General features: G+C 70.6%; 26 protein-coding genes and 1 tRNA gene. 17 read left to right on the top strand and 10 right to left on the bottom strand.

Annotated elements, in window-relative coordinates:
* Positions 1-80: 80 nt before the first annotated feature.
* The 4 genes from ACWDS7_RS01910 to ACWDS7_RS01895 form a co-directional block, all read right to left on the bottom strand.
* A complete protein-coding gene (locus tag ACWDS7_RS01910) occupies positions 81-566 on the bottom strand; it encodes a hypothetical protein (RefSeq protein WP_451927672.1) in 486 nt (161 codons plus the stop codon).
* 3 nt (positions 567-569) lie between these two features.
* On the bottom strand, positions 570-1,097 hold the full coding sequence (locus ACWDS7_RS01905; protein WP_306859854.1) for a helix-turn-helix domain-containing protein: 528 nt from the start codon (positions 1,095-1,097) through the stop codon (positions 570-572).
* A 70-nt stretch (positions 1,098-1,167) separates the two neighbouring features.
* A complete protein-coding gene (locus ACWDS7_RS01900; protein ID WP_451927671.1) occupies positions 1,168-2,094 on the bottom strand; it encodes a M56 family metallopeptidase in 927 nt (308 codons plus the stop codon).
* Entirely contained in the window at positions 2,091-2,447 is a 357-nt protein-coding gene (locus ACWDS7_RS01895; RefSeq protein ID WP_451927670.1) for a BlaI/MecI/CopY family transcriptional regulator, read from the bottom strand. Before ACWDS7_RS01895 ends, ACWDS7_RS01900 begins: the two co-directional genes overlap by 4 nt.
* Positions 2,448-2,577: 130 nt before the next feature.
* Here ACWDS7_RS01895 and ACWDS7_RS01890 point away from each other — a divergent pair, with 130 nt between their 5' ends.
* A complete protein-coding gene (locus ACWDS7_RS01890) occupies positions 2,578-3,084 on the top strand; it encodes an O-acetyl-ADP-ribose deacetylase (RefSeq protein ID WP_451927669.1) in 507 nt (168 codons plus the stop codon).
* A gap of 75 nt (positions 3,085-3,159) precedes the next feature.
* Here ACWDS7_RS01890 and ACWDS7_RS01885 read toward each other — a convergent pair whose 3' ends face one another.
* From ACWDS7_RS01885 to ACWDS7_RS01875, 3 genes are read right to left on the bottom strand one after another with little or no spacing between them, the layout of a single operon-like run.
* Positions 3,160-3,678, bottom strand: a complete 519-nt coding sequence (locus ACWDS7_RS01885) for a GNAT family N-acetyltransferase (protein ID WP_306859846.1) — start codon at positions 3,676-3,678, stop codon at positions 3,160-3,162.
* Positions 3,679-3,688: 10 nt separating this feature from the next.
* Positions 3,689-4,498 (bottom strand): class I SAM-dependent methyltransferase, encoded by an 810-nt coding sequence (locus ACWDS7_RS01880; protein WP_451927668.1) that lies wholly within the window; start codon positions 4,496-4,498, stop codon positions 3,689-3,691.
* Positions 4,499-4,500: 2 nt separating this feature from the next.
* Positions 4,501-5,238 carry an SDR family oxidoreductase gene (locus ACWDS7_RS01875; RefSeq protein WP_306859842.1) on the bottom strand — a complete coding sequence of 246 codons (738 nt, stop codon included), beginning with the start codon at positions 5,236-5,238 and terminating at the stop codon, positions 4,501-4,503.
* Between the two features lie 99 nt (positions 5,239-5,337).
* On the opposite strand from ACWDS7_RS01875, the gene mshA reads away from it, so the two are divergent.
* From mshA to ACWDS7_RS01860, 3 genes are all read left to right on the top strand, one after another.
* The gene (gene mshA, locus ACWDS7_RS01870; protein ID WP_451927667.1) at positions 5,338-6,621 is read left to right on the top strand and encodes a D-inositol-3-phosphate glycosyltransferase; all 1,284 of its coding nucleotides are present in this window, start codon (positions 5,338-5,340) and stop codon (positions 6,619-6,621) included.
* Positions 6,622-6,691: 70 nt separating this feature from the next.
* Complete coding sequence (locus tag ACWDS7_RS01865) at positions 6,692-7,171, top strand: type III secretion system chaperone family protein (protein WP_306859838.1); 480 nt, start codon at positions 6,692-6,694, stop codon at positions 7,169-7,171.
* Between the two features lie 25 nt (positions 7,172-7,196).
* Positions 7,197-7,940, top strand: coding sequence for a phosphoglyceromutase (locus ACWDS7_RS01860; RefSeq protein WP_306859836.1), 744 nt, complete (start codon positions 7,197-7,199; stop codon positions 7,938-7,940).
* Between the two features lie 312 nt (positions 7,941-8,252).
* Here ACWDS7_RS01860 and phoU read toward each other — a convergent pair whose 3' ends face one another.
* Complete coding sequence (gene phoU, locus ACWDS7_RS01855; protein ID WP_306859834.1) at positions 8,253-8,912, bottom strand: phosphate signaling complex protein PhoU; 660 nt, start codon at positions 8,910-8,912, stop codon at positions 8,253-8,255.
* Positions 8,913-9,067: 155 nt separating this feature from the next.
* On the opposite strand from phoU, the gene ACWDS7_RS01850 reads away from it, so the two are divergent.
* The gene (locus ACWDS7_RS01850; protein ID WP_370879774.1) at positions 9,068-10,252 is read left to right on the top strand and encodes a sensor histidine kinase; all 1,185 of its coding nucleotides are present in this window, start codon (positions 9,068-9,070) and stop codon (positions 10,250-10,252) included.
* Entirely contained in the window at positions 10,249-10,938 is a 690-nt protein-coding gene (locus ACWDS7_RS01845) for a response regulator transcription factor (protein ID WP_306859832.1), read from the top strand. Before ACWDS7_RS01850 ends, ACWDS7_RS01845 begins: the two co-directional genes overlap by 4 nt.
* 287 nt (positions 10,939-11,225) lie before the next feature.
* Here ACWDS7_RS01845 and ACWDS7_RS01840 read toward each other — a convergent pair whose 3' ends face one another.
* Complete coding sequence (locus ACWDS7_RS01840; RefSeq protein WP_306859831.1) at positions 11,226-11,807, bottom strand: copper chaperone PCu(A)C; 582 nt, start codon at positions 11,805-11,807, stop codon at positions 11,226-11,228.
* A 261-nt stretch (positions 11,808-12,068) separates the two neighbouring features.
* Here ACWDS7_RS01840 and ACWDS7_RS01835 point away from each other — a divergent pair, with 261 nt between their 5' ends.
* The 4 genes from ACWDS7_RS01835 (at position 12,069) to ACWDS7_RS01820 (ending at position 13,846) form a co-directional block, all read left to right on the top strand.
* Positions 12,069-12,551: a CarD family transcriptional regulator gene (locus ACWDS7_RS01835; protein ID WP_012887713.1), complete on the top strand. Its 483-nt coding sequence runs from the start codon at positions 12,069-12,071 to the stop codon at positions 12,549-12,551.
* A 17-nt stretch (positions 12,552-12,568) separates the two neighbouring features.
* The gene (gene ispF / locus ACWDS7_RS01830) at positions 12,569-13,048 is read left to right on the top strand and encodes a 2-C-methyl-D-erythritol 2,4-cyclodiphosphate synthase (protein WP_451927666.1); all 480 of its coding nucleotides are present in this window, start codon (positions 12,569-12,571) and stop codon (positions 13,046-13,048) included.
* Positions 13,049-13,215: 167 nt separating this feature from the next.
* Positions 13,216-13,482: a GlsB/YeaQ/YmgE family stress response membrane protein gene (locus ACWDS7_RS01825; protein WP_306859822.1), complete on the top strand. Its 267-nt coding sequence runs from the start codon at positions 13,216-13,218 to the stop codon at positions 13,480-13,482.
* A 97-nt stretch (positions 13,483-13,579) separates the two neighbouring features.
* Positions 13,580-13,846, top strand: coding sequence for a GlsB/YeaQ/YmgE family stress response membrane protein (locus ACWDS7_RS01820; protein WP_189792333.1), 267 nt, complete (start codon positions 13,580-13,582; stop codon positions 13,844-13,846).
* 811 nt (positions 13,847-14,657) lie between these two features.
* Here the strand turns inward: ACWDS7_RS01820 and ACWDS7_RS01815 are convergent.
* Entirely contained in the window at positions 14,658-15,986 is a 1,329-nt protein-coding gene (locus ACWDS7_RS01815) for a hypothetical protein (protein WP_451927665.1), read from the bottom strand.
* Between the two features lie 68 nt (positions 15,987-16,054).
* On the opposite strand from ACWDS7_RS01815, the gene ACWDS7_RS01810 reads away from it, so the two are divergent.
* The 7 genes from ACWDS7_RS01810 to ACWDS7_RS01780 all read left to right on the top strand — a co-directional run bounded on the left by ACWDS7_RS01810 (position 16,055) and on the right by ACWDS7_RS01780 (position 21,237).
* Entirely contained in the window at positions 16,055-16,444 is a 390-nt protein-coding gene (locus tag ACWDS7_RS01810; protein WP_306859817.1) for a PPOX class F420-dependent oxidoreductase, read from the top strand.
* A 188-nt stretch (positions 16,445-16,632) separates the two neighbouring features.
* Entirely contained in the window at positions 16,633-18,030 is a 1,398-nt protein-coding gene (gene cysS, locus ACWDS7_RS01805; RefSeq protein ID WP_306859815.1) for a cysteine--tRNA ligase, read from the top strand.
* A gap of 23 nt (positions 18,031-18,053) precedes the next feature.
* Positions 18,054-19,022, top strand: coding sequence for a 23S rRNA (guanosine(2251)-2'-O)-methyltransferase RlmB (gene rlmB / locus ACWDS7_RS01800; protein ID WP_306859814.1), 969 nt, complete (start codon positions 18,054-18,056; stop codon positions 19,020-19,022).
* A gap of 120 nt (positions 19,023-19,142) precedes the next feature.
* Positions 19,143-19,215, top strand: a tRNA-Thr gene (locus ACWDS7_RS01795).
* A gap of 106 nt (positions 19,216-19,321) precedes the next feature.
* A complete protein-coding gene (locus ACWDS7_RS01790) occupies positions 19,322-19,519 on the top strand; it encodes a DUF2283 domain-containing protein (RefSeq protein ID WP_451927664.1) in 198 nt (65 codons plus the stop codon).
* A 504-nt stretch (positions 19,520-20,023) separates the two neighbouring features.
* Positions 20,024-20,650 carry a ClpP family protease gene (locus ACWDS7_RS01785; RefSeq protein WP_451927663.1) on the top strand — a complete coding sequence of 209 codons (627 nt, stop codon included), beginning with the start codon at positions 20,024-20,026 and terminating at the stop codon, positions 20,648-20,650.
* Positions 20,647-21,237 (top strand): ClpP family protease, encoded by a 591-nt coding sequence (locus ACWDS7_RS01780; protein WP_306859808.1) that lies wholly within the window; start codon positions 20,647-20,649, stop codon positions 21,235-21,237. The genes ACWDS7_RS01785 and ACWDS7_RS01780 overlap by 4 nt, the downstream gene beginning before the upstream one ends.
* The last annotated feature ends 22 nt before the right edge of the window (positions 21,238-21,259 follow it).

Genomic DNA, 21,259 nt, shown 5'->3' with positions numbered 1-21,259 from the left:
CGCCGGTCCCTCGTGATGAGGGCCGGCGCACGGAGTCTCGGGCCTTCGGAGACGGAGCCTCAGGCTCCGGGTGAGGGAGCTCAGGCCTTCGGGGTGGAGGTGGTCTTCGGGGTGGAGGCGGTCTTCGTGGTGCGGCTGCTCTTCTTGGTGGCCTGGGTGGCGATCGCGGGCTCGGCCGCCTCGGAGACCTCCTCCAGCTCCAGGGCCGCCTCGCCGCTCGCCTTGGAGACGACCTTGCGGCCGCGGCTGGCGAACTCCTCGTAGATCTCGACGGCCTTGCCGGTGAACTGGTCGGCGTAGGTGCGGGCCTTCTCCGGGAAGTCCTTGGCGTAGACCTCGGCCTTGTCGCCGAAGTCCTTGGCGTAGACCTCGGCCTTGCCGGCGAACAGCCTGGCCTTCTCGGGGAGGTCCCTGGCGGCCTCGCGGATCTCCTCGCGGCGGCTCTGCAGCTTCTGGATCTGCTCCGGGAGCTCGCGGAGCTTCTCGACGGCGAAGTCGCCGGCGCCGGCGACGGCGTAGAACGGCTTGGACTCGGCGAGCTTCTTGACTTCGGTAGCGAGAGTCATGGGTTAACCTTCCTTGGTTTCCGGTGTGACGTGGCCGCTGTCCGAAGGCGCCGCATAGGGCTTGAGCGCGGCGAGATATTCCTCGGGCAGTGGCGTCTCGCCGTTCGGCGAGGAGCCGGCGTCGCCCCCATGGGGCTCCGGTGCGGAACGCGTTTTCTGGGAGGTCTGCGCGTCTCCGTCCGGGGTCCCGGCCCGGTTCTCCTTGCGGAACGACTCGTAGATGTCGATGAGCACCTGGCGCTGACGCTCGGTGATGAGATGGTCGGCCCTGATCGCGGTCAGCACGTCGCTGTCCGGCTCGCGGTCTTCGATGAGACCGGCCTGGACGTAGAGCGCCTGCGAGGAGATGTGCAGGCCCTTGGCGATCTGGTTCAGGATCTCCGCGCTGGGCTTGCGCAACCCCCGCTCGATCTGGCTGAGGTAGGGGTTGGAGACCCCGGCCGCGGCGGCGAGCTGGCGCAGGGAGATCTTCGCCTGCGTGCGCTGCTCGCGGATGTATTCGCCGATCGAGCCGACCTTGGGTAGTGCCATGCCTCCAGTCTGCCCGACAGTGCTTGCAATTGCAAACGCATCGGCTAACGGTTGCAAGCAGTGGGTGAGGTCAGTGCGGGACCAGCCAGAGCAGCGGGGCCGAGACCGTGAGGGTGACGGAGAAGGCGACGATGCTGTAGCGGACCCCGCGGGGCAGGCAGGGACCCGGGGTGACGAGGCGCTCGACCCGGGCCATCACCGCCGCCGACGAGCTCGCCGCGCCCAGCGCCCCGTTCGGGGTCGGCACGGCGCCCGCCGTACCGAAGCGGAGCAGGGCGGTGGCCAGGCGGCGGGGAGAGCAGTAGCGGCGGGCGACGTCGTCGGCGGCCATCTCCACCAGCAGGCTGACCTCGTACTGCACGGTCGCGACGAGCCTCGACCAGGGCAGCGCCCGGCGCAGCGCGGCGAACGGCAGCAGCACCAGGTCGTGCCGCTCGCGGACGTGGGCGGCCTCGTGGGCGAGCACCGCGCTCAGCTCGGCGGGGGAGAGCAGCTTCAGGGTGCCCGCGCTGACGACGACCTGGGAGCGGAGGCCGGGCACGCAGTAGGCGGTGGCGCCCGGGTGGTCGAGCACCCGCACCCCGGGGACCTCGGGGTCCTCGCGGGCGATGAGGGCGAGCAGGGTGCGGTGGCGGTGGCGGGCGCGGAAGGTCTGCACGCCCGCGGTCAGGAGCACCACGACGAGCACGGCGAGTGCGGTCAGCCCGGTGATGAGGGCCACGATCCTCGGCAGATCGTAAGGTCCGGGCGGGCCGTACCCGCCGTCGAAGGCGGCCGAGACGAAGGCGGCCAGACCGTGCAGCACCCCTTGGCCGTAGGGCTCCAGGGCGTAGGCGAGCAGCGCGCCGGTCCCGGCCAGGCCCCAGGTGACGCCGAGCGCCTGCCACAGGACGATGGCCACGTGCGGGGCACGGTAAGTCCACCGCGCCCGCGTGAACCGCCAGGCTCCGACCGCGCAGACCAGGGCGAGTATCGCCAGGGCTGCCGCGGTTATCACTCGTCCTCCAGCTCCGTCAGGGCTCTGCGCAGGATCTCGGCCTCGTTGCCGGAGACGGCCTGGGCGAATCGGGTAAGGGCGGCCGACCGGTCTCCGGTCAGGTCAAGTGCTTCCAGCATAAGCTCAGCGATGTATGCGTCGCGGCTCTCGGCCGGTTCGTAGCGCCAGGCGCGCCCGTCGCGGGTCCGTAGCAGGAACCCCTTGCGGGTCAGCCGGTCGAGCACGGTCATCACGGTCGTGGGCGCGAGGTCCCGGTCGGCGATCAGACGCCCGACCTCACGCGCGGTCACCGCGGATGGCTGTGCCCAGATGATGTCCATGATGCTGCGTTCAAGCTCGCCGAGACCCTTCACGAGAACAAGCCTAACTCCCGCACCACGAGGGGTAGTACTACGGGTTGTCGAGTCTGGGTGGCCGGAGGCGCGGAGCCGGCGGGGGCGAGATCCGAGGAGAGGACCGGCCGTCGCGTAGGGTCGCATCATCATGGAGATCAGACTGGTCCGGGGGGACATCACCGAGCAGGACGTCGACGCCGTGGTGAACGCGGCGAACTCCTCCCTGCTGGGCGGCGGCGGCGTGGACGGGGCCATCCACCGCCGCGGCGGACCGGAGATCCTCCAGGAGTGCCGGGCGCTGCGGGCGTCGCACTACGGCGCGGGACTGCCCACCGGACAGGCGGTCGCCACCACGGCGGGCAGGCTCCCCGCCCGCTGGGTGATCCACACCGTCGGCCCGGTCCACTCGGCCGCCGAGGACCGCTCGGAGCTGCTCGCCTCGTGCTACCGCGAGTCGCTGCGGGTCGCCGACGAGCTGGGCGCCGCGACCGTGGCCTTCCCCGCGATCTCCACCGGCATCTACGGCTGGCCGATGGACGACGGCGCCCGCATCGCGCTGTCCACCGTACGGCGGACGTCCACGAGCGTCGTCGAGGTCAGGTTCGTGCTGTTCGACGCGGCGGCCCACGCCACCTTCGAGCGGGCGCTCGGCTAGCCGTACTCGACCTCCGCGGTCAGTACGGCCGGCGCCGCCGGAGGGCGCCCGCCCCGGCCTCCGGGAGAGGGCCCCTCAGAGGGACTTCACCATGTAGATCTCGTCGCGGTCGTCGCCGGGGGCGAGCCGGATGGCCTTGGGGATGCGGCCGGCCTCGACGTATCCCAGCCCCGCGTAGAAGCGCTCGGTCCCGGTGCCGCCGCGGACGGTCAGGTGCAGCGCCTCGACGCCCAGGGCGCGGGCGGCGGCGTCCGCGGCGCCCATGAGCCGGGACCCGTAGCCCCTGCCCTGGTGCTTGGGGTGGACCATCACGCGCAGCACCCAGCGCCAGTGGGCCCGCAGCCAGGACCCGGCGTCGCCCAGGATCAGCCAGCAGGCCACCCGGCCCTCGGCGTCGAACCCGGCCACCAGGTGATCGTCGTCACCGCAGCGGGCGAACGCGGCCTCGGCCGTCGCCCGGATGTCGTCGGCGGTGACCGGGGGGACGAAGCCGACGGATCCACCCGCGTTGCTCACGTCGGTCCAGCAGTCGACGAGCTCGTCGATCAGCTCGGGGGTGAGCTCGGGGTCAGTGACAAAACGCAATTCGGGCATGGAACCGACCCTAACCGGACCGCCTGACAGGGCCGGGGGCGACGGCCTCCCAGGGGAGCGTGAGCTCGCCCAGCCGCCAGCGCGACCGGCCGCCGAGCGGGGGGAGCGTCGCCACCGGCCAGGTCCCGGAGAGCATCCGCACGGCGGCGATCCAGCGCTGGCGGGAGCCGTAGGACCCCAGGGGGGCGTTGACCGCCCAGGCGTGGTCGAAGTCGCGCAGGAAGGCGTGGACGGGCTCGCCGGGGACGTTGCGGTGGATCAGCGTCTTGGGCAGGCGGTCGGCGAGGTCGGAGGGGCGCTCGAAGGCGTCGAACCGGGCGGAGAGGGTCAGGGTCCGCGGGCCGGAGGCGTCGAGCCCGGCCCAGACCGCGCGGTGGCCCACCTCCGAGCAGGTGCCCTCGACGATCACCCCGCCCGGGGCGATCCTCTCCCGCAGCATCGCCCAGTAGTCCCACGCCTCGGCCTCGCCGTACTGCCTGAGCACGTTGAAGGCCCGGACCAGCAGGGGCGGCCGGCTCACCGGCAGCTCGAAGCCGCCGAGCGCGAAGGACAGCCCGGGGCGCTCGTACGGCCTGGCCGCAGCCACCCTGGCCGGGTCGATCTCGATGCCGACGACCTCGACCGAGGGGCAGACCCTCCGCAGCCGCAGGAACAGCTCCAGGGTCGTGGTGTGCGAGGCCCCGTACCCCAGATCGACCACCAGTGGGCGGTCCGCCGAGCGCAGGAGGCGGCCGTGGACGGCGGCGATCCACCGGTCGGCCCGCCGCAGCCGGTTGTGGCCCGTCGTCCCCCGGGTGATCTCGCCGACCGGTCTGCGCACGGTCAGACGCGGTGGATCTTGTGCTGGGCGGCCTGGGCGCGGGGGCGGATGACCAGGCGGTCGATGTTCACGTGGGCCGGGCGGGTGACGCACCAGGAGATGGCGTCGGCCACGTCGTCGGCCGACAGCGGGCCGGGGACGCCCTGGTAGACGCGGTCGGCCGCGGCGGAGTCGCCCCGGAAGCGGTTGAGGGAGAACTCCTCGGTGTGGACCATGCCGGGGGCGACCTCGACCACCCGGACCGGCTGGCCGCACAGCTCCAGCCGCAGCACCTCGGCCATCGAGGTCTGGGCGTGCTTGGCCGCGTTGTAGCCGCCGCCACCCTCGTAGGAGACCAGCCCGGCGACCGAGGTCAGCATCACCAGCACGCCGTCACCGGACTCGACGAGGCGGGGCAGCAGCGCCTGGGTGACGCGGAGCGAACCGAGCACGTTGGTGTCGTACATCATCTGCCAGTCGGCCACGTCCCCGCTCGCCACCGGCTCCAGGCCGACCGCGCCGCCGGCGTTGTTGACCAGCACGTCGCAACGGTCCAGGGAGGCGGCGAGCTCGTCGACCGACTCCTGCGAGGTCACGTCCAGCGTCACCGCGCGGATCCCGGGCACCTCGGCGGACAGCTTGTCCAGCCGCTCCCGGCGCCGCGCGCCGGCCACCACGTCGAACCCCTCCGCGGCCAGACGGCGTGCCGTCGCCTCACCGATCCCGCTGCTGGCGCCCGTCACCACTGCTGTCCTGTTCATGGCCCCCAATCCTGCCAGGGCCACCGGCCGTCCATCCCAGCGCGTCCACATGACGGGAATGTGACGAACTATTGGGTGGTTATATCCCCCTCGGAGGTGGTGTCGGTGAGGCGACGGCGGGTCAACCGGGTCGCGACGATCAGCATGCACACGTCCCCCCTGGACCAGCCGGGGACCGGAGACGCGGGCGGCATGAACGTCTACATCGTGGAGGCGGCCAAACGTCTGGCCCAGCTCGGGGTGGAGGTCGAGATCTTCACCCGGCAGACGTCCCGTGACCTTCCGCCGGTCGCTGAGATCACCCCGGGGGTGTCGGTCCGCCACGTGACCGCCGGGCCGTACGAGGAGCTCGACAAGGGCGATCTGCCCGGCCAGCTCTGCGGCTTCCTGTCGGGTGTGCTGCGCACCGAGGCCACGTACGACCCGGGCCGCTACGACGTGATCCACTCCCACTACTGGCTGTCCGGCCAGGTGGGCTGGCTGGCCAAGGAACGCTGGGGCGTGCCGCTGGTGCACACCATGCACACCATGGCCAAGGTGAAGAACCTCCTGCTCGCCGAGGACGACAGGCCCGAGCCGACCGCCCGCGTGCTGGGCGAGGAGCAGGTCGTCCAGGTGGCCGACCGGCTGGTGGCCAACACCCCGACCGAGGCCCAGGAGCTCATCGACCTGTACGGCGCCGTCCCCGGCCGCGTCGAGGTCGTCAACCCCGGAGTGAACCTCAGCGTCTTCCAGCCCGCGTCCAAGGGCGCGGCCCGTCACCGGCTCGACCTGCCGCAGGATGCCCACGTGCTGCTGTTCGTGGGACGCGTGCAGCCGCTCAAGGCCCCCGACGTGCTGCTGCGCGCCGCGGCCCGGATGCTCATCGACGACCCCTCGCTCCGGCCGAGGCTCGTCGTCGTCTGCGTCGGCGGCCCCAGCGGCAACGGCCTGGCCCGGCCCTCCTACCTCACCGACGTGGCCGCCTCGCTGGGCATCTCCGACGTGGTCAGGATCGTCCCGCCGGCGCCCCAGCAGGAGCTGGCCGACTGGTACCGCGCGGCCGACGTGACGGTGGTCCCCTCGCACAACGAGTCGTTCGGCCTGGTCGCCCTGGAGTCCCAGGCGTGCGGCACGCCGGTCGCCGCCGCCTCCGTGGGAGGGTTGCGCACCGCCGTGCGCGACGGCGTCTCCGGGGTGCTCGTCGAGGGGCACGACCCGGACGACTGGGCGCGGGTGCTCAGCCGGTTCGTCCACCGTCCGGCCTGGCGCGACACGCTCTCGACGGGGGCGGTGGCCCAGGCCGCGGCCTTCGGCTGGTCGGCCACCGCGGCCCGGCTCGCCGAGGTGTACGCGGGGGCGATGGCGAACCTCTATCACACCCCGATCGCGGTCAACTCGTAGCGGGCGCCGTCCGGGGCCGGCGCGCGGAGGGCGATGCGCGCCGGCCGGGGGAGCCTCGTAGGCTGAGCGCATGCGCGATGTGATCGAGGCGGCGCTGAAGGGCGCGGAGGTCTCCTACGAGGAGCCCCGGCCGGGATCCTTCCTGGTGAAGCTCCCCGGCCAGCACAAACTCGCGACCATGACGTGGCTGATCCTGGGGAGCCGGGCCCTGCACGTGGAGGCGTTCTTCTGCCGCCAGCCCGACGAGAACCACGCCGAGTTCTACCGCTGGCTGCTGACCAAGAACGGCTCCACGTACGGCGTGCACTTCGCCCTCGACCCGGTCGGCGACGTCTACCTGGTCGGCCGCGTCCCGCTGGCGGCGGTCTCGGAGGAGGAGATCGACCGGCTGCTCGGCTGCGTGCTCACCTACTCCGACGAGGGCTTCGACCGGGCGCTGGAGCTGGGCTTCGCCTCCTCGATCCGGCGGGAGTGGGAGTGGCGCGCCAAGCGCGGCGAGTCGCTCGCCAACCTCCAGGCGTTCGCCCGGTTCGCCGACCCCGAGCGCTGAACGGGCCGCCCACTAAGCTGTCCGTATGGCGACTTTGGTGCTGCTGCGGCATGGTGAGAGCGAGTGGAACGCTAAGGGTCTGTTCACCGGATGGGTGGACGCGGGGCTCTCGGCCAAGGGCGAGGAGGAGGCGCGGCGCGGTGGGCAGCTGCTGCTCGACGCCGGAGTGCGGCCCGACGTGGTGCACACCTCGGTGCTGACCCGGGCCATCCAGACCGCCAACCTCGCGCTCGGCGCCGCCGACCTGCTCTGGCTGCCGGTCACCCGGTCGTGGCGGCTCAACGAGCGCCACTACGGCGCGCTGCAGGGCAAGGACAAGGCGCAGACCCGCGCCGAGTTCGGCGACGAGCAGTTCATGCTCTGGCGCCGCTCCTACGACACCCCGCCGCCTCCGATCGCCGACGACGACGAGTTCTCACAGCTCGGCGACGCGCGCTACGCGTCGCTCCCGAACGAGCTGCTGCCGAGGACCGAGTGCCTCAAGGACGTCGTCGAGCGCATGCTCCCCTACTGGTACGACCAGATCGTGCCGGACCTGTCGGCGGGCCGGACCGTCCTGGTCGTCGCGCACGGCAACTCCCTGCGGGCGCTGGTCAAGCACCTCGACGGGATCGGCGACGACGAGATCGCCGCTCTCAACATCCCCACCGGCATCCCGCTCCGCTACGAGCTGGACGACGACTTCCGGCCGGTCGCCAAGGGCGGCCTGTATCTCGACCCCGAGGCCGCCGCGGCCGCCATCGAGGCCGTGGCCAACCAGGGCAAGTAGGGGCCTAGGCCGTACGGCGGGCGGGCCCGCGCGGAGCGGGCGACAGGGACGCGACAGAGACACAGAGACGCGCCAGACACAGAGACAGCGACGCGACAGAGACGGAGAAGGGCCCGCCGGTCGGCGGGCCCTTCTCCTCTTCTCGGGGCTTCTCAGAAGTTCTCGGGGTTCTCGGGGGTTCTTGGGGTGGTTTCTCGTGATGGTCGGGTTTCTGAGCGGCCGGGGCTTTCCGGGCCTCCCGGAGGTCTCCCGCTGGATCTCCCGCCGGGTCTCAGCGGGCCCCCGCGGCTCCGGGAGGCGGCCCCAGGGGGCTCACAGAGTGTCGAGGTCCTGCGTCCGGGAGCCGGTCACCAGGTAGACCACGTCCTGGGCGACGCGGACCGCGTGGTCGGCGTAGCGCTCGTAGTAACGGCCGATCAGCGTCACGTCGATGGCCGGCTCGACGCCGTACTTCCAGTCCTCGTCCATCAGGATCTTGAACAGCCTGCGGTGCAGCTTGTCCATCGCGTCGTCGTCGGCCTCGAGCTCCAGGGCCGACTCCACGTCGCGCGAGGCGATGCAGCTGCCCGTCTTGGTGATCAGGCGTTCGGCGATCTGGCCCATCTCCAGGATGGTGGAGCGGATCTCCGGGGGGATCGCCGAGTCCGGGTGGCGCAGCCGGGCGACCTTGGCGACATGCTCGGCCAGGTCGCCCATCCGCTCCAGGTCGGTGCCCATCCGCAGGGCCACGATGATCATCCGGAGGTCCACGGCCACCGGCTGCTGCCGGGCCATCAGATCGAAGATCGACGCCTCGATCTCCGCGAAGATCCGGTCGACCTCCTCGTCATGGGAGATGACGCTCTCCGCGAGCTGGAGGTCGGAGTCGAGCAGGGCGGTGGTGGCCCGGGAGATCGCCGACCTCACCAGACGGGTCATCTCGACCAGCCGGTCTGTGAGGGCATCGAGTTCTTCGTGGTAGACGTCGCGCATGAGCCTCAACGTACGCGCGCGACAGTGAACGAACCTCGACCGTAAAGTGAACTTTGTGGGAAAGGCGACGGTCACGCCCTCGTGAGCTGCCTGAACGGTTGAACCCGCGCCTACCATCAAGGGCGTGAAGCCGACAGGAGGACCACGTGAGTGAGCTGGTGGCGAGTCTGGCCGCGCTGGCCGGCTTCGTCGTGGGAGCGTTGGCCGTGATGGTCGTCCGCCAGAACGTGGGACAGCGACGGATGATGACGCCGGTGGACGGCGTCGAGCCCGGTGCGCTGCCCCAGGGTGTCGCCTCGGTGCTGGCCGTGCTGCCGTCCTCGGCGGTCGTGCTCGACAAGGAGGACCGGGTGCTGCGGGCCAGTTCGGCCGCGCGGGCGTTCGGCCTGGTCAGAGGTGACCACATGATGGCGGCCGAACTGCTCGCGCTGGCCAGACAGGTACGCAGGGACGGCGAGATCCGCGAGAGCGAGATCGAGGTGGCCGGGCACAAGTTCGGCCAGGAGTCGACCAACTTCGCGGTCAGGGTCGCCCCGCTGGGGTCGCACGGCCAGGTGCTCGTGCTCGCCGAGGACCAGACCGAGCACCGGCGCGTCGAGGCGGTCCGCCGCGACTTCGTCGCCAACGTGAGCCACGAGCTCAAGACGCCGGTGGGCGCGCTGTCGCTGCTGGCCGAGACCATCCAGGACGCCGCCGACGACCCCGAGGCGGTCACCCGCTTCGCCGGGCGCATGCAGCACGAGGCCGCCCGCCTCACCTACCTGGTCCAGGACCTCATCACGCTCTCCAGGATCCAGGGGGCCGAGCCCATCCCCACCCCGGGGCCGGTCCCGATCGACGAGGCCGTGCACGAGGCCATCGACCGCTGCAACACCACGGCGGCGGCCAAGGACATCACACTCGTCGCCGGCGGCGCCGAGGGGCTGCAGGTCTGGGGTGACGACGAGCTCCTGGTCACCGCGCTGCGCAACCTCATCGACAACGCGGTCGCCTACAGCCCCGAGCACACCCGGGTCGTGGTCAGCGCGCGCGCGGCGGGCGCCCACACCGAATCCGTCGAGATCAGCGTGAGCGACCAGGGGATCGGCATCCCCGAGAGCGCGCAGGAGCGGATCTTCGAGCGCTTCTTCCGCGTCGACGCCGCCCGCTCGCGCGCCACCGGCGGCACGGGTCTCGGCCTGGCCATCGTCAAGCACGTCGCCGCTGCCCACAACGGCGCGGTCACGGTGTGGAGCAAGGAAGGCTCGGGCTCCACCTTCACTCTCCGCCTGCCCGCCTTCGGCGGCATGGCGGTAGCCGTACCCGGTACCACCACCATCCCCCTGGAGGCCGCGCAGTGACTCGCGTGCTTGTTGTCGAGGACGAGGAGTCGTTCTCCGACGCCCTGTCGTACATGCTGCGCAAGGAGGGCTTCGAGGTCGCGGTCGCGGCCACCGGCCCCGAGGCGTTGGACACCTTCGACCGTAACGGCGCCGACCTGGTGCTGCTCGACCTGATGCTGCCCGGCCTGCCCGGTACCGAGGTCTGCCGCTCCCTCCGCCAGCGCTCCAACGTCCCCGTCATCATGCTCACCGCGAAGGACAGCGAGATCGACAAGGTCGTCGGGCTGGAGCTCGGCGCCGACGACTACGTGACCAAGCCGTTCTCTTCAAGGGAACTGGTGGCCCGCATCCGCGCGGTGCTGCGCCGTCAGGGCGACGTGGAGGAGGTGGAGTCGGCCGTGCTGGCCGCCGGACCGGTCCGGATGGACGTGGACCGGCACATCGTCGCGGTCCGCGGCCAGCAGGTGCAGCTCCCCCTGAAGGAGTTCGAGCTGCTGGAGGTCCTGCTGCGCAACGCCGGCCGGGTGCTCACCCGCGGCCAGCTCATCGACCGGGTCTGGGGCGCCGACTACGTGGGCGACACCAAGACCCTGGATGTGCACGTCAAGCGGCTGCGCGCCAAGGTCGAGTCCGACCCTTCCAACCCGCGCTGCATCCTCACCGTCCGCGGGCTGGGCTACAAGTTCGACCCGGCCGAGGACTGAGGGCCTCCGTCGGGTCTCCCGGCCGGGGAGCCCCCTCGGGGTCTCCCGGACACGGAGGGCCTCTGGACACGGAAAAGGGGGTGTACGGCCTTGCGGGCCGTACACCCCCTCTTGTCTGTCCGAGGGCCTCACGCCTTGCCTGAGGCCCTCACACGCGTTTTCCGAGGCCCTCACGCGCGCGTGGGGGCGGGCCCCCTTTCGGGGCCGGCCTCCGGCGTGCCGGGCTGCTCAGTGGTCGCTACCGGCGTGCCGGGCTCTCGGCGGTCGCCCCCGGCGTGTCCGGCTGCTCAGTGGTCGCCCTCGGCGTGCTCCTCGGTGGCGGAGGGCGTCGGCGTCGGCGTCGGGGCCGCGGTGGCGCCCGGAGCCTGCGGGAGCTGGGCGAACTCCCGGCTGCGGGTGATGACCGGGATGTTGAGGGGGATGAGGCCCGCGTTGGCGAACTGCAGCTGCACCGGGATGCTCTCGCCGCCCCGGAGCGGCTTCTTGAGCCCCTCGATCGTGATCGCGGGCGTGGGCTTGCCCACGCTCACGCGCTGTTCGGCGGGGAGGTCGACCGCTGCGGTGACCTTGGCGGTGCCGAGGGCGGGGTCGACGCCGATGCCGAGGAGCCTGTCGGGGCCCTTGTTGGTGTTCACCACCGACAGGTAGAGCGGCGTCGTGCCGCCGGCCGGCAGCGTCGCGCCGGAGTCGGGGCCCAGGAAGAAGGCCTGGGAGATGTCGATCCCCTGGACCTTGACGGTGAGCGCCTCGGTCGGGGAGTAGGGCTTGTTGGTAATCGCGTCGAATCCGGCACCACAGCCGGCCAGGACCGGGGCGGCTGCGAGGAACGCGGCGGCGGCGATCGCCCAGTGACGGCTGTTGCGGGTCACGGTGCGAGTTCTCCTTGTCACACAAGAGGTAGGGCAGAGCCAACCCTATCCGTGGTCTTTGCCGGGTTTTCCGGCGGCCCACCTGATCGTCGGGAGGCGGGGAGCGCAGGTCATAGGCGCTTTTCTCACCCTTGATTCATACAGGCGGGCGCTTGTCAAGCCTTAAAATGCCGCTTTGACCTGCAGTTATGGTGATTTCACTGTTCCGGGAGGCTGTGGATACGTGGTACTCTTGAGTACAGCGGAAGGGGTACTTGTCACATGACTTTCCAGGTCGGCGACACTGTCGTCTACCCCCACCACGGGGCTGCTCGGATCGAGGCAATCACGACCCGGACCATCAAGGGTGAGGAAAGGACCTACCTGGTTCTCAAGGTCGACAAGGGCGACCTTACCGTCCAGGTGCCGGCTGACAACGCCGAACTCGTGGGTGTTCGCGATGTCGTCGGCCAAGAAGGCCTTGAGCGCGTTTTCGACGTGCTTCGCATGCCTCACACCGAAGAGCCCACGAACTGGTCCCGCCGCTACAAGGCCAACCTGGAGAAGCTGGCGTCCGGTGACGTCAACAAGGTGGCCGAGGTCGTTCGCGACCTGTGGCGACGAGACAAGGAACGCGGGCTCTCCGCAGGAGAGAAGCGGATGCTGGCCAAGGCCCGGCAGATCCTGGTCAGCGAGCTCGCGCTCGCCGAGAAGACCAACGAGGACAAGGCCGAAGCCCTGCTCGACGAGGTTCTCAACTCCTGAACACGACATTTCCACGGGTGGGCGTCGGAGTCGACGTCCACCCGTTCGCATCCGGCCGCGAGTTGCATCTCGCGGGCCTGTACTGGCCGGGCGAGACGGGTCTCTCCGGTCACTCCGACGGCGACGCCGCCGCCCACGCCGCCTGTGACGCGCTGCTGTCGGCGGCGGGTCTTGGCGATCTCGGCGGTCTGTTCGGCACCTCCGACCCCCGATGGGCAGGGGCCTCCGGCGCCGTCCTGCTGGAGGAGACCGCCCGGAAGGTCCGTGCCGCCGGTTTCGAGATCGGCAACGTGGCCGTCCAGGTGATCGGGAACCGGCCGAAGCTGGCACCCCGCCGTACGGAGGCCGAGAAGGCCCTCAGCGCGGCCGTGGGCGCCCCGGTGAGCGTCAGCGCCACCACGACCGACGGCCTGGGGCTCACCGGGCGCGGCGAGGGCGTGGCGGCCATGGCGACCGCGATTGTGGTGAACCTGCTGCCGGGTTCAGGCGTCATCTAATACGGAACGCGAAAGCGTTCCGGCGGGCGGCGTGTAATGCTCGTCGGCACATTCAGGTGGTGGCCCGTTTACTGGCGCGGTACGGGCCACCCCTTTTTTATCGAATGATCTGTGAATGCCCTGGGTAGCTCCCTATTGACCATGTCTCGTCACCGGGGGAGCAAGGCATGATTGGATCGATTATTTCCGCGATCGTCATCGGGGCCATCGTCGGAGCTCTGGCACGTCTTATCATTCCGGGGCGGCAGAACCTCTCGATCGGGGTGACGCTCGTCGTCGGAATCGTCGCCGCGCTCGTCGGCACGCTCATCGCCGCCCTGCTCGGCATCGCCAATACACGGGGGATCGACTGGTGGGAGCACATCATCCAGCTCGCGCTGGCGGTGCTCGGGGTGCTGCTCGTCGTCCAGATGCGCGCCGGCAAGGCGCGCTGAGCCGAAATTTTGCCGTCTCCAGGAATATCCCTGACCTAGGGGGTAGCCACCTCCTTGTGAGAGTGAAGGGCTCACCTCACTTCACTGGGAGGTTGACATGACTATCGAGTCCATCCTCGGGGCCATCGTCATCGGCGCCGTCATCGGCGCAATCGGTCGTCTCCTGCTTCCCGGTAGGCAGGCGATCGGATGGATCCTGACCATCGTCGTCGGCATCGTCGCCGCTCTCATCGGCACCGCGATCGCCCAGGTTCTCGGTGTCGCGACCACCAACGGCATCGACTGGATCGAGCTCGTCATGCAGGTCGTCCTGGCGATCGTCGGCGTCGGCCTGGTCGCCGGGCTGAAGCGGTCCAGGGTCTAGACAGCGGGGTGGGCCACCCCGACGACCTCGCCGAGGCCCCAACTGAACGCCCTCCGGTCCGGAGGCGGACGCGGTGACGCCCACGACGTCCCCGTCCTCCAGCAAGGCCCGCTCGGTCCCGTCAGACGTGCCGAGCGGGTCCCGGCCGTTCCAGATCGGCCCGGGAGACACGCCGGTCCGGCTGCCGGCCGATCCCGGCACGGGCCCGGAGGTGAGCAGATCGCCGGTCCGCAGCGGGGCGCCGCTCACCGATGTGTGAGCGAATAGCTGCGGGCCGGTCCAGCACCGGGCGGAGAACGCCGGCCGGGACACGGCCGGCCGGCTCCGCCCGCGACGATGATGCCCGGCCCCACGGCCGCCCGGCTTACTGATCCGGTCTCCAGGCAGGGTGGCGGGGGGCCCCGGGCGGTGTCCCCGGGTGGTGTCCCGTCCGGACCGTCTCCGGCCGTGCGGCTCTGGGGTCAGCTCCTCCAAGGCCCCGGAACTGACCCCAGAGCCGCACGGCCGGCATCCCCGGCACCACCCACGCTGACGCCCTGCCGTACGGGCCCAGGGGCACCATGCCGACGCCCTGCCGTACGGCCGGCGGGGATCCCGAGCCGCCCTGCCGTACTGGCCGGCGGGCACCATGCTGGACGCCCTGCCGTAGGGCCGGCGGGCATCCCGAGACCACCGTCGTACCGGTCCACGGGCACTCCGAGACGCCCTTGTGCCCGCCTGGTCCCCGGTCCGGGTCAGGGGGTGGTGCGGGCCGGGGGCAGGCCCTCATTCCTCCGATGGCGTGGGCGTGGAGCACGGTCGGGGCAGGTTTTCACTCCTCCGGTGGCGTGGGCGTGCTGCGCATCCGCCCGGAGGGCGGCGCGGCCGCCTCCCCGCCCTTCCCACCTTTCTCGTCCTTCTCGTCTGTCCCGTGCCCGGCCGCCGTCTCCGCGCCGTCCTCGTCGTGTGGACCGGGCACGTCGGCCGCCGCCGCGGCGCGCTCCTCATGGTCGGCGGCCTCGGCGCCGTGCGCGGGATCCGGGTCCGGGGCCGAGTCAGAGGACTGGGCGGAGGACCGGGAAGGGGACGGCTCCCCGGGTATCGCGCGGATCGGCTGGGTGTCGGCGTCGAGGTCGCCGACCTCGGCCTCCGGCTCCCCCGCGGGCTCCGCGCCCGCGTCCCAGGTCTCCACCCGCTCGCTGACCCGGCTCTCGGGCTCGGGCTGCTCCGGTACGGCGGGGCGGGGCGGGTGGACGAGCAGATCTCCCTGACGGGGCCGGACCAGATCGCCCCAGCGCATGGGCTTGGCGGGTCCGGGAGCCGGGGCGGGGGTGCCGGGGGCCTCCGGAAGCTCGTCGACCTCGGGGGTCTCCGGCGCGGGGGTGGGGCCGACCACCGGCTCGGTGGGCGGGAGGTCGTGGTGCGGGACGGACTCCAGCGGAGGGGCGGCCTGCGGGTCGAGCGCGACCTCGACCGAGGGATGCTGACCGGGCTGGACCGGCCGGGCCGGCTGGGCGGGTTGGGCGGACTGGTCCGGCCGGGCCGGCGGTGCGGGCCGCGTCCGGGCGGACCGGTCCGGCTGGGCCGGGTATTCCGCGGTCGGCAGGTCCGCCTCCGGGAACGGCACGATGTCACGGCCGTGGCCCGCCGACGCCGCGTCGGCGGCGGTCCGCCGGGCGGCGGCGTGCTTGATCAGCAGGAGCCAGAGCCACAGGGCGAGGAGCAGCATCACCCATGGGGCGACGGCCACCACCACGGCCGCCTGCCGGGCGTCCACCGTGGCCCGTACGGCCGTGGTCACCTCGGCGGCGGCCGCGGCGGCGAACAGCAGTGTCAGGACCACTCCTGCCTGCAGGCGGACCAGCCACCGCCCGCCCCGCAGCAGCAGCACACCGATCATCGCGATGGCGAGCAGCGCGTCGAAGGCCGCCGGATAGAGGTAGTCGAAGCGCGGGTCGGCCTCGCCGGCGAGGGCGAGGGCGCGCAGGTCCTGGAAGGAGAGCACGCACGCGGCGGCGGTGAGCCCGGCCACGCCGACTCCGGCGACGGCGATCCCGGCGCGGCGCAGGGCCACGGCGGCCCGGCTCGGCTCGGCGGGCTGGGACGGGGCGGGGGACGGGCGGGAGACCGAGCCTGCCGCCGCGGGGGGTTTGACGTCCATGGCGCTTCGAGCCTACAGAATCGGCACCTGGCATGATCGATGGAGCCAAGTTGGGATTGGGGAGAGACATGCCAGAACTGTCCGCTGATGTGCGCACGCTTTTCGACGGGGCGAACTTCGCCACCGTGACGAGCCTGAACGCCGACGGCAGCCCGCAGGCCAGCGTGGTCTGGGTGAAGACCGACGGCGACGACATCGTGTTCTCCACGGTCAGGGGGCGGCGCAAGGACCGCAATTTCGCGCGTGACCCGCGGACCACGATCGTGGTCGTCGACCACGCCAACCCCTACCGTTACGCGGAGGTGCGCGGCAAGGTCACCGTGACCGAGGACCCCACCGGCGGGCTCATCGACGAGCTGTCGCACAAATACACCGGCAAGTCCTGGGCGGAGGCGCACCCGGGAGTCGAGCGGCTGATCGTGCGCGTCATACCCGAGCGGGTCTACCTGCGAGGATGATCCGACACAGGGCCCCGGGCGCGGCCGATCCGTCAAGAGACCAAGGGTGAGCCGTCGAGGCGCCGGGGCCTGTTCCGTCAAGAGGCCGGGTGGCATTCGCCGTTAATGACTACAAAAGACACCCCTGGGCAACTTCAACGTCTCGTAACCCGGCTTATGAGGCCAGGTAAGGCGTTAGCCTTTCCTTCGTGAGCCTGCACCTATACGACACCAGCGTACGTACGGTCCGCGAATTCGTCCCGGTCGAGCCCGGCCGGGCGTCGATCTACCTGTGTGGCGCGACCGTGCAGGCTCCCCCGCATATCGGGCACATCCGCTCCGGCGTCAACTTCGACGTGCTGCGCCGCTGGATGACCCGTTCGGGCTACGAGGTGACCTTCTGCCGGAACGTCACCGACATCGACGACAAGATCATCAGGGTCGCGGCGGACGAGGGCGTGCCCTGGTTCGTCGTCGCCGAGCGCAACCAGCGCGCCTTCACCTGGGCCTACGAGGTGCTCGGCTGCCTGCCGCCGACCGTCGAGCCGAGGGCCACCGGCCACGTGCCCGAGATGATCGAGCTGATGGAGCGGCTGATCGCCGCCGGCCACGCCTACGCCGCCGGGGGCGACGTCTACTTCGACGTGATGTCCTACGCCGACCGCTACGGCTCGCTGTCCAACCAGCGGCTCGAGAACCTGCGGGCCGCCGGTGACACCGACACCGACACGTGCAAGCGGGACCCGCGTGACTTCGCGCTGTGGAAGGGCGAGAAGCCCGGCGAGCCGACCTGGCCGACCCCGTGGGGCCGTGGCCGTCCCGGCTGGCACCTCGAATGCTCCGCCATGGCGACGAAATACCTCGGGGGGACCTTCGACATCCACGGCGGTGGCGTCGACCTGATCTTCCCGCACCACGAGAACGAGCTGACCCAGTCGCAGGCCGCCGGTGACGGCTTCGCGCGCTACTGGATGCACAACGGCATGCTCAAGATCGGCGCGGAGAAGATGAGCAAGTCGCTCGGCAACTCCCTGCTGATCCCCGAGGTGACCAAGAAGGTCCGCCCGGTCGAGCTCCGCTACTATCTCGCGGCCCCTCATTACCGCTCGTCCATCGACTACTCCGAGGAGGCGCTGGCCGAGGCCGCCGCGGCCTACCAGCGCATCGAGGGCTTCGTCACCCGCGCGGCCGAGGTCATCCACGACGTCGACGCGCACGCGCCGCTGCCCCAGGCGTTCGTGGACGCGCTCGACGACGACCTGGGCACCCCGCAGGCGCTCGCCGTGGTGCACGAGGTGGTCCGCGAGGGCAACGTCGCGCTGGCGCAGGGCAACAAGGAACAGGTCGCCAGGTTGCTGGCCGAGACGCAGAACATGCTCGACGTGCTCGGGCTGGACCCGCGCTCGGAGCAGTGGCGCTCCTCGGGCGGGGACGCGGGCCTGCGCTCGACGGTGGACGCGCTGGTCAGCGTGGCCCTGGAGCAGCGTCAGGCGGCCCGCAGCCGCAAGGACTTCGCCGCGGCCGACGGCATCCGCGACCGGCTCGCCGGAGCCGGGATCCTCGTGGAGGACACCCCCCAGGGTCCTCGCTGGGAGCTTTCGCGGTAAAAGCAGGCCGTACCCTAGACAGCATGGCTGGTGGGGGTAGAGGGTCCGGGCGACCCGCGAAGAAGAAGAGTCCGACCAAGGGCACGGGCGGCAACGTCCGCCGTGGCCTGGAAGGCAAGGGGGCGACCCCGCCGGCGCACATGCGGCACTGGCACAAGGACAAGGCGCGCGCCGAGCGGATCGAGCGCGAGGAGCGGGGCGGCCGGCCCTCCTCCCCGCGCACCCCGGTCCGCAGCAAGCGGAGCGAGGACGCCCCCGAATACATCGGGGGCCGCAACCCCGTCGTCGAGGCGCTGCGGGCCGGGGTGCCGGCGAGCACGCTCTACGTCGCCCTGCGCATCGACAACGACGACCGGGTCAAGGAGTCCGTCCGGATCGCCGCCGACCGCGGCATCGCGATGCTGGAGGTCGGCAGGGAGAAGCTCGACCGTCTGACCGAGGGCGCGATCCACCAGGGGCTGGCCCTGCAGATCCCCCCCTACGAATACGCCCACCCCGAGGACCTGGTCGGCATCGCCCAGGACGCCGCCGAGGTGCCGCTGATCGTGGCCCTCGACGGCGTCACCGATCCGCGCAACCTCGGCGCCATCGCCCGCTCCGCCACCGCCTTCGGCGCCCACGGGCTGGTCGTCCCCTCCCGCCGTTCGGCCGGGGTGACGGGCGGCGCCTGGAAGACCTCCGCGGGCACGCTGGCCAACATGGCGGTCGCCCGCGCGGCCAACCTGACCGCGACCCTGCGCGAATACCGCGAGGCCGGCCTGTTCGTGATCGGCCTCGACGGCGAGGGCACGGTCGACATCGGCGACGCCAACCTCCTCGACGGCCCGCTGGTCGTCGTCGTGGGGTCGGAGGGCAAGGGCCTGTCCCGCCTGGTCCGCGAGTCCTGCGACCTGGTCGTCCGCATCCCCATGAACGCCGCGGCCGAGTCCCTGAACGCGGGCGTCGCCGCCGGTGTCGCCCTCTACGAAGTGGCCCGCCACCGCCGCCGCTAGGGCCCTGTCCCGCGGATCCCCGTCACTGCGGATCCGCGGAACTCGCCCGTTCTTTCCGACTCCTCCGCTCAGCTCGGTGACGTCCGGGGCATAAGCCGACTACACTCATCAGGCGACCATGCCGACGTAGCTCAATCGGCAGAGCATCTGTCTTGTAAACAGAAGGTCAGGGGTTCGATTCCCCTCGTCGGCTCGCAGTGAAGAAGGCCCCTGAACAGGTATTACGCCGTCAGGGGCCTTCTCTTTGCCCGTATGATTTCCCGATCTTGCCAACACCTTTGCCAACAGCGGGAGGCTCGGTGGCTCTGGAGGAGCACCCAGGCACGTGGACCTATGATCCGGAAGCCGAGGGCACCTATGTCTACCTGCGCGGCCCGATCCCTCCAGGCGGCGCGGTGCGGACGGTCACGGCGGACGACGCGATGGTGAACTTCGATCTGGACGAGGATGGCAAGGTGATCGGCATCGAGATCCTCGCCGCATGGCCCGGGGAGTAGTAGAGGAGCCGGGACATGAGCAAGGACTCTCCCGATGCAGGAGAGTCCTTGGGGGGGGCGAAGATCTCAGCCCGAGTCCTTGACGGCCCCTATCACCCGAGCCCTTTTGGATCGGTCGAGACCCGCGGCGCCGGATAACCCCGGCTGGAGCCGGATAAACCCCGGCTGGAAAGGTGGGACATCACGGCCGCCTCGGCGGACGCGTCACCGCCGTCCCGACAGCGGCGCAGCACCCATGCGTCGTCGACCACGAGCACGTCCGCGGTGCGGCCGTCCACAGGTGTGGACGGACATGAAGTTCTCCCGCTGGGCGGCCACGCGCGTCTTGGTACACGGTCGGATCTTGGGCCCCGGTGCGGGCAGCGGGAGGGCGCGCCCGCCCCGGTCGATTCCCGGCCGCGACGCTACGGACCGGGCCGGAAACCGATTTCTCGCTGCTCAGAGCAGATCTGCCCCAGGCGGATCGGGTCGACGCCGATCCAGGTCGCCTCACATGATGGACGCATGGGTGAAGAATCGAAACTTCCACTGTTCAGCGCGCAGGTAAGACGTCAGCTTTACGATCAGCGTGTTCTCGTTCTCGACGGCCCTCTCGATGATGACAACGGGACGTTGCTCGCCACGCAATTGATAGCGCTCGCCACGCAGGACGCGTCGACCGATATCGCATTGTGGATTCACTCCCCGGGCGGCTCGGTCCCATCGATGCTCGCGATCCGTGACGTCATTCGACTCGTCCCCTGTGACGTGTCGACCCTCGTGCTGGGCATCGCCTACAGCGCCGGACAATTCTTGCTGTCATCGGGTGCCCGAGGGAAGCGCCGCGCCCTGCCGCACGCACGTGTCCTGATGCACCAAGGCTCGGCCGGGATCGGCGGCACCGCGGTCGACATCGAGCTGCAGGCCGGCGACCTTCGGCATACTCGCGACACGGTGCTCGGTCTTATCGCCGAGGACACGGGCCAGTCCGTGGAGCGCATATTCGAGGATTCTCTGCATGATCGCTGGTTCACGGCGCAGGAGGCACTGGACTACGGCTTCATAGACGCAATCGTCCAGAGCTTCGACGAAATCGCGCCGCACAATCGCCCGCGGCTCGGATTCGGCGTCACCGAAGGAGTGGGCCAGTGACCACGTACACGATCCCCAACGTCATCGCCCGGAATCCTCGTGGCGAGCGGATCATGGATGTCTACTCGCACCTGCTCACCGAGCGGATCGTCTATCTGGGAACCGCGATCGATGCGGGCGTCGCGAACGCGCTCGTCGCGCAGCTTATTTTTCTGGAGTCAGACAACCCCGATGCCGAAATACAGTTCTATATCAACTGTGAAGGCGGGGACCCGAGCGCAATGCTCGCGATATACGACACCATGCGCTACATCCGCCCGCGGGTCGCGACAACCTGTGTTGGACAGGCCATCGCGGTGGGTGCCGTCCTTCTCGCCGCGGGTGCCGAAGGAAAACGGTCCGCTCTCCCGCACGCACGGGTGATCCTGCACCAACCGGCCGCTCAGGGGCGCGGGACGATCCCCGATCTCATCCTGCAGGCCGACGAGGTCGTGCGTGTCCGGGCGGACATCGAGCGCATCCTGTCAAAGCACACGGGCCAGACCATCGAGACCCTACGCGCCGACACCGATCACGATCGCGTGTTCACCGCGGCCGCGGCCTTGGAGTACGGGCTCCTCGATCAGATCATCGAGGAGCACTCATAGGCCCGTGGACGATCCCGGCAGG

This window comes from Streptosporangium sp. NPDC003464, assembly GCF_053588315.1.
The sequence above is the reverse complement of the archived record's forward strand: the minus strand, read 5'-3'. Positions and strand labels throughout refer to the sequence as shown.

Excerpts from the sequence above, each read along its gene's own strand:
- phoU (WP_306859834.1), bottom strand. The coding sequence starts at position 8,912 with ATGCGCGACGTCTACCACGAAGAACTCGATGCCCTCACAGACCGGCTG.
- ACWDS7_RS01890 (WP_451927669.1), top strand. The coding sequence starts at position 2,578 with ATGGAGATCAGACTGGTCCGGGGGGACATCACCGAGCAGGACGTCGAC.
- ACWDS7_RS01865 (WP_306859838.1), top strand. The coding sequence starts at position 6,692 with ATGCGCGATGTGATCGAGGCGGCGCTGAAGGGCGCGGAGGTCTCCTAC.
- ACWDS7_RS01875 (WP_306859842.1), bottom strand. The coding sequence starts at position 5,238 with ATGAACAGGACAGCAGTGGTGACGGGCGCCAGCAGCGGGATCGGTGAG.
- rlmB (WP_306859814.1), top strand. The coding sequence starts at position 18,054 with ATGGCTGGTGGGGGTAGAGGGTCCGGGCGACCCGCGAAGAAGAAGAGT.
- ACWDS7_RS01820 (WP_189792333.1), top strand. The coding sequence starts at position 13,580 with ATGACTATCGAGTCCATCCTCGGGGCCATCGTCATCGGCGCCGTCATC.
- ACWDS7_RS01860 (WP_306859836.1), top strand. The coding sequence starts at position 7,197 with ATGGCGACTTTGGTGCTGCTGCGGCATGGTGAGAGCGAGTGGAACGCT.
- ACWDS7_RS01885 (WP_306859846.1), bottom strand. The coding sequence starts at position 3,678 with ATGCCCGAATTGCGTTTTGTCACTGACCCCGAGCTCACCCCCGAGCTG.
- ACWDS7_RS01785 (WP_451927663.1), top strand. The coding sequence starts at position 20,024 with ATGGGTGAAGAATCGAAACTTCCACTGTTCAGCGCGCAGGTAAGACGT.
- ACWDS7_RS01905 (WP_306859854.1), bottom strand. The coding sequence starts at position 1,097 with ATGGCACTACCCAAGGTCGGCTCGATCGGCGAATACATCCGCGAGCAG.
- ACWDS7_RS01810 (WP_306859817.1), top strand. The coding sequence starts at position 16,055 with ATGCCAGAACTGTCCGCTGATGTGCGCACGCTTTTCGACGGGGCGAAC.
- ACWDS7_RS01835 (WP_012887713.1), top strand. The coding sequence starts at position 12,069 with ATGACTTTCCAGGTCGGCGACACTGTCGTCTACCCCCACCACGGGGCT.
- ACWDS7_RS01815 (WP_451927665.1), bottom strand. The coding sequence starts at position 15,986 with ATGGACGTCAAACCCCCCGCGGCGGCAGGCTCGGTCTCCCGCCCGTCC.
- ACWDS7_RS01910 (WP_451927672.1), bottom strand. The coding sequence starts at position 566 with ATGACTCTCGCTACCGAAGTCAAGAAGCTCGCCGAGTCCAAGCCGTTC.
- ACWDS7_RS01825 (WP_306859822.1), top strand. The coding sequence starts at position 13,216 with ATGATTGGATCGATTATTTCCGCGATCGTCATCGGGGCCATCGTCGGA.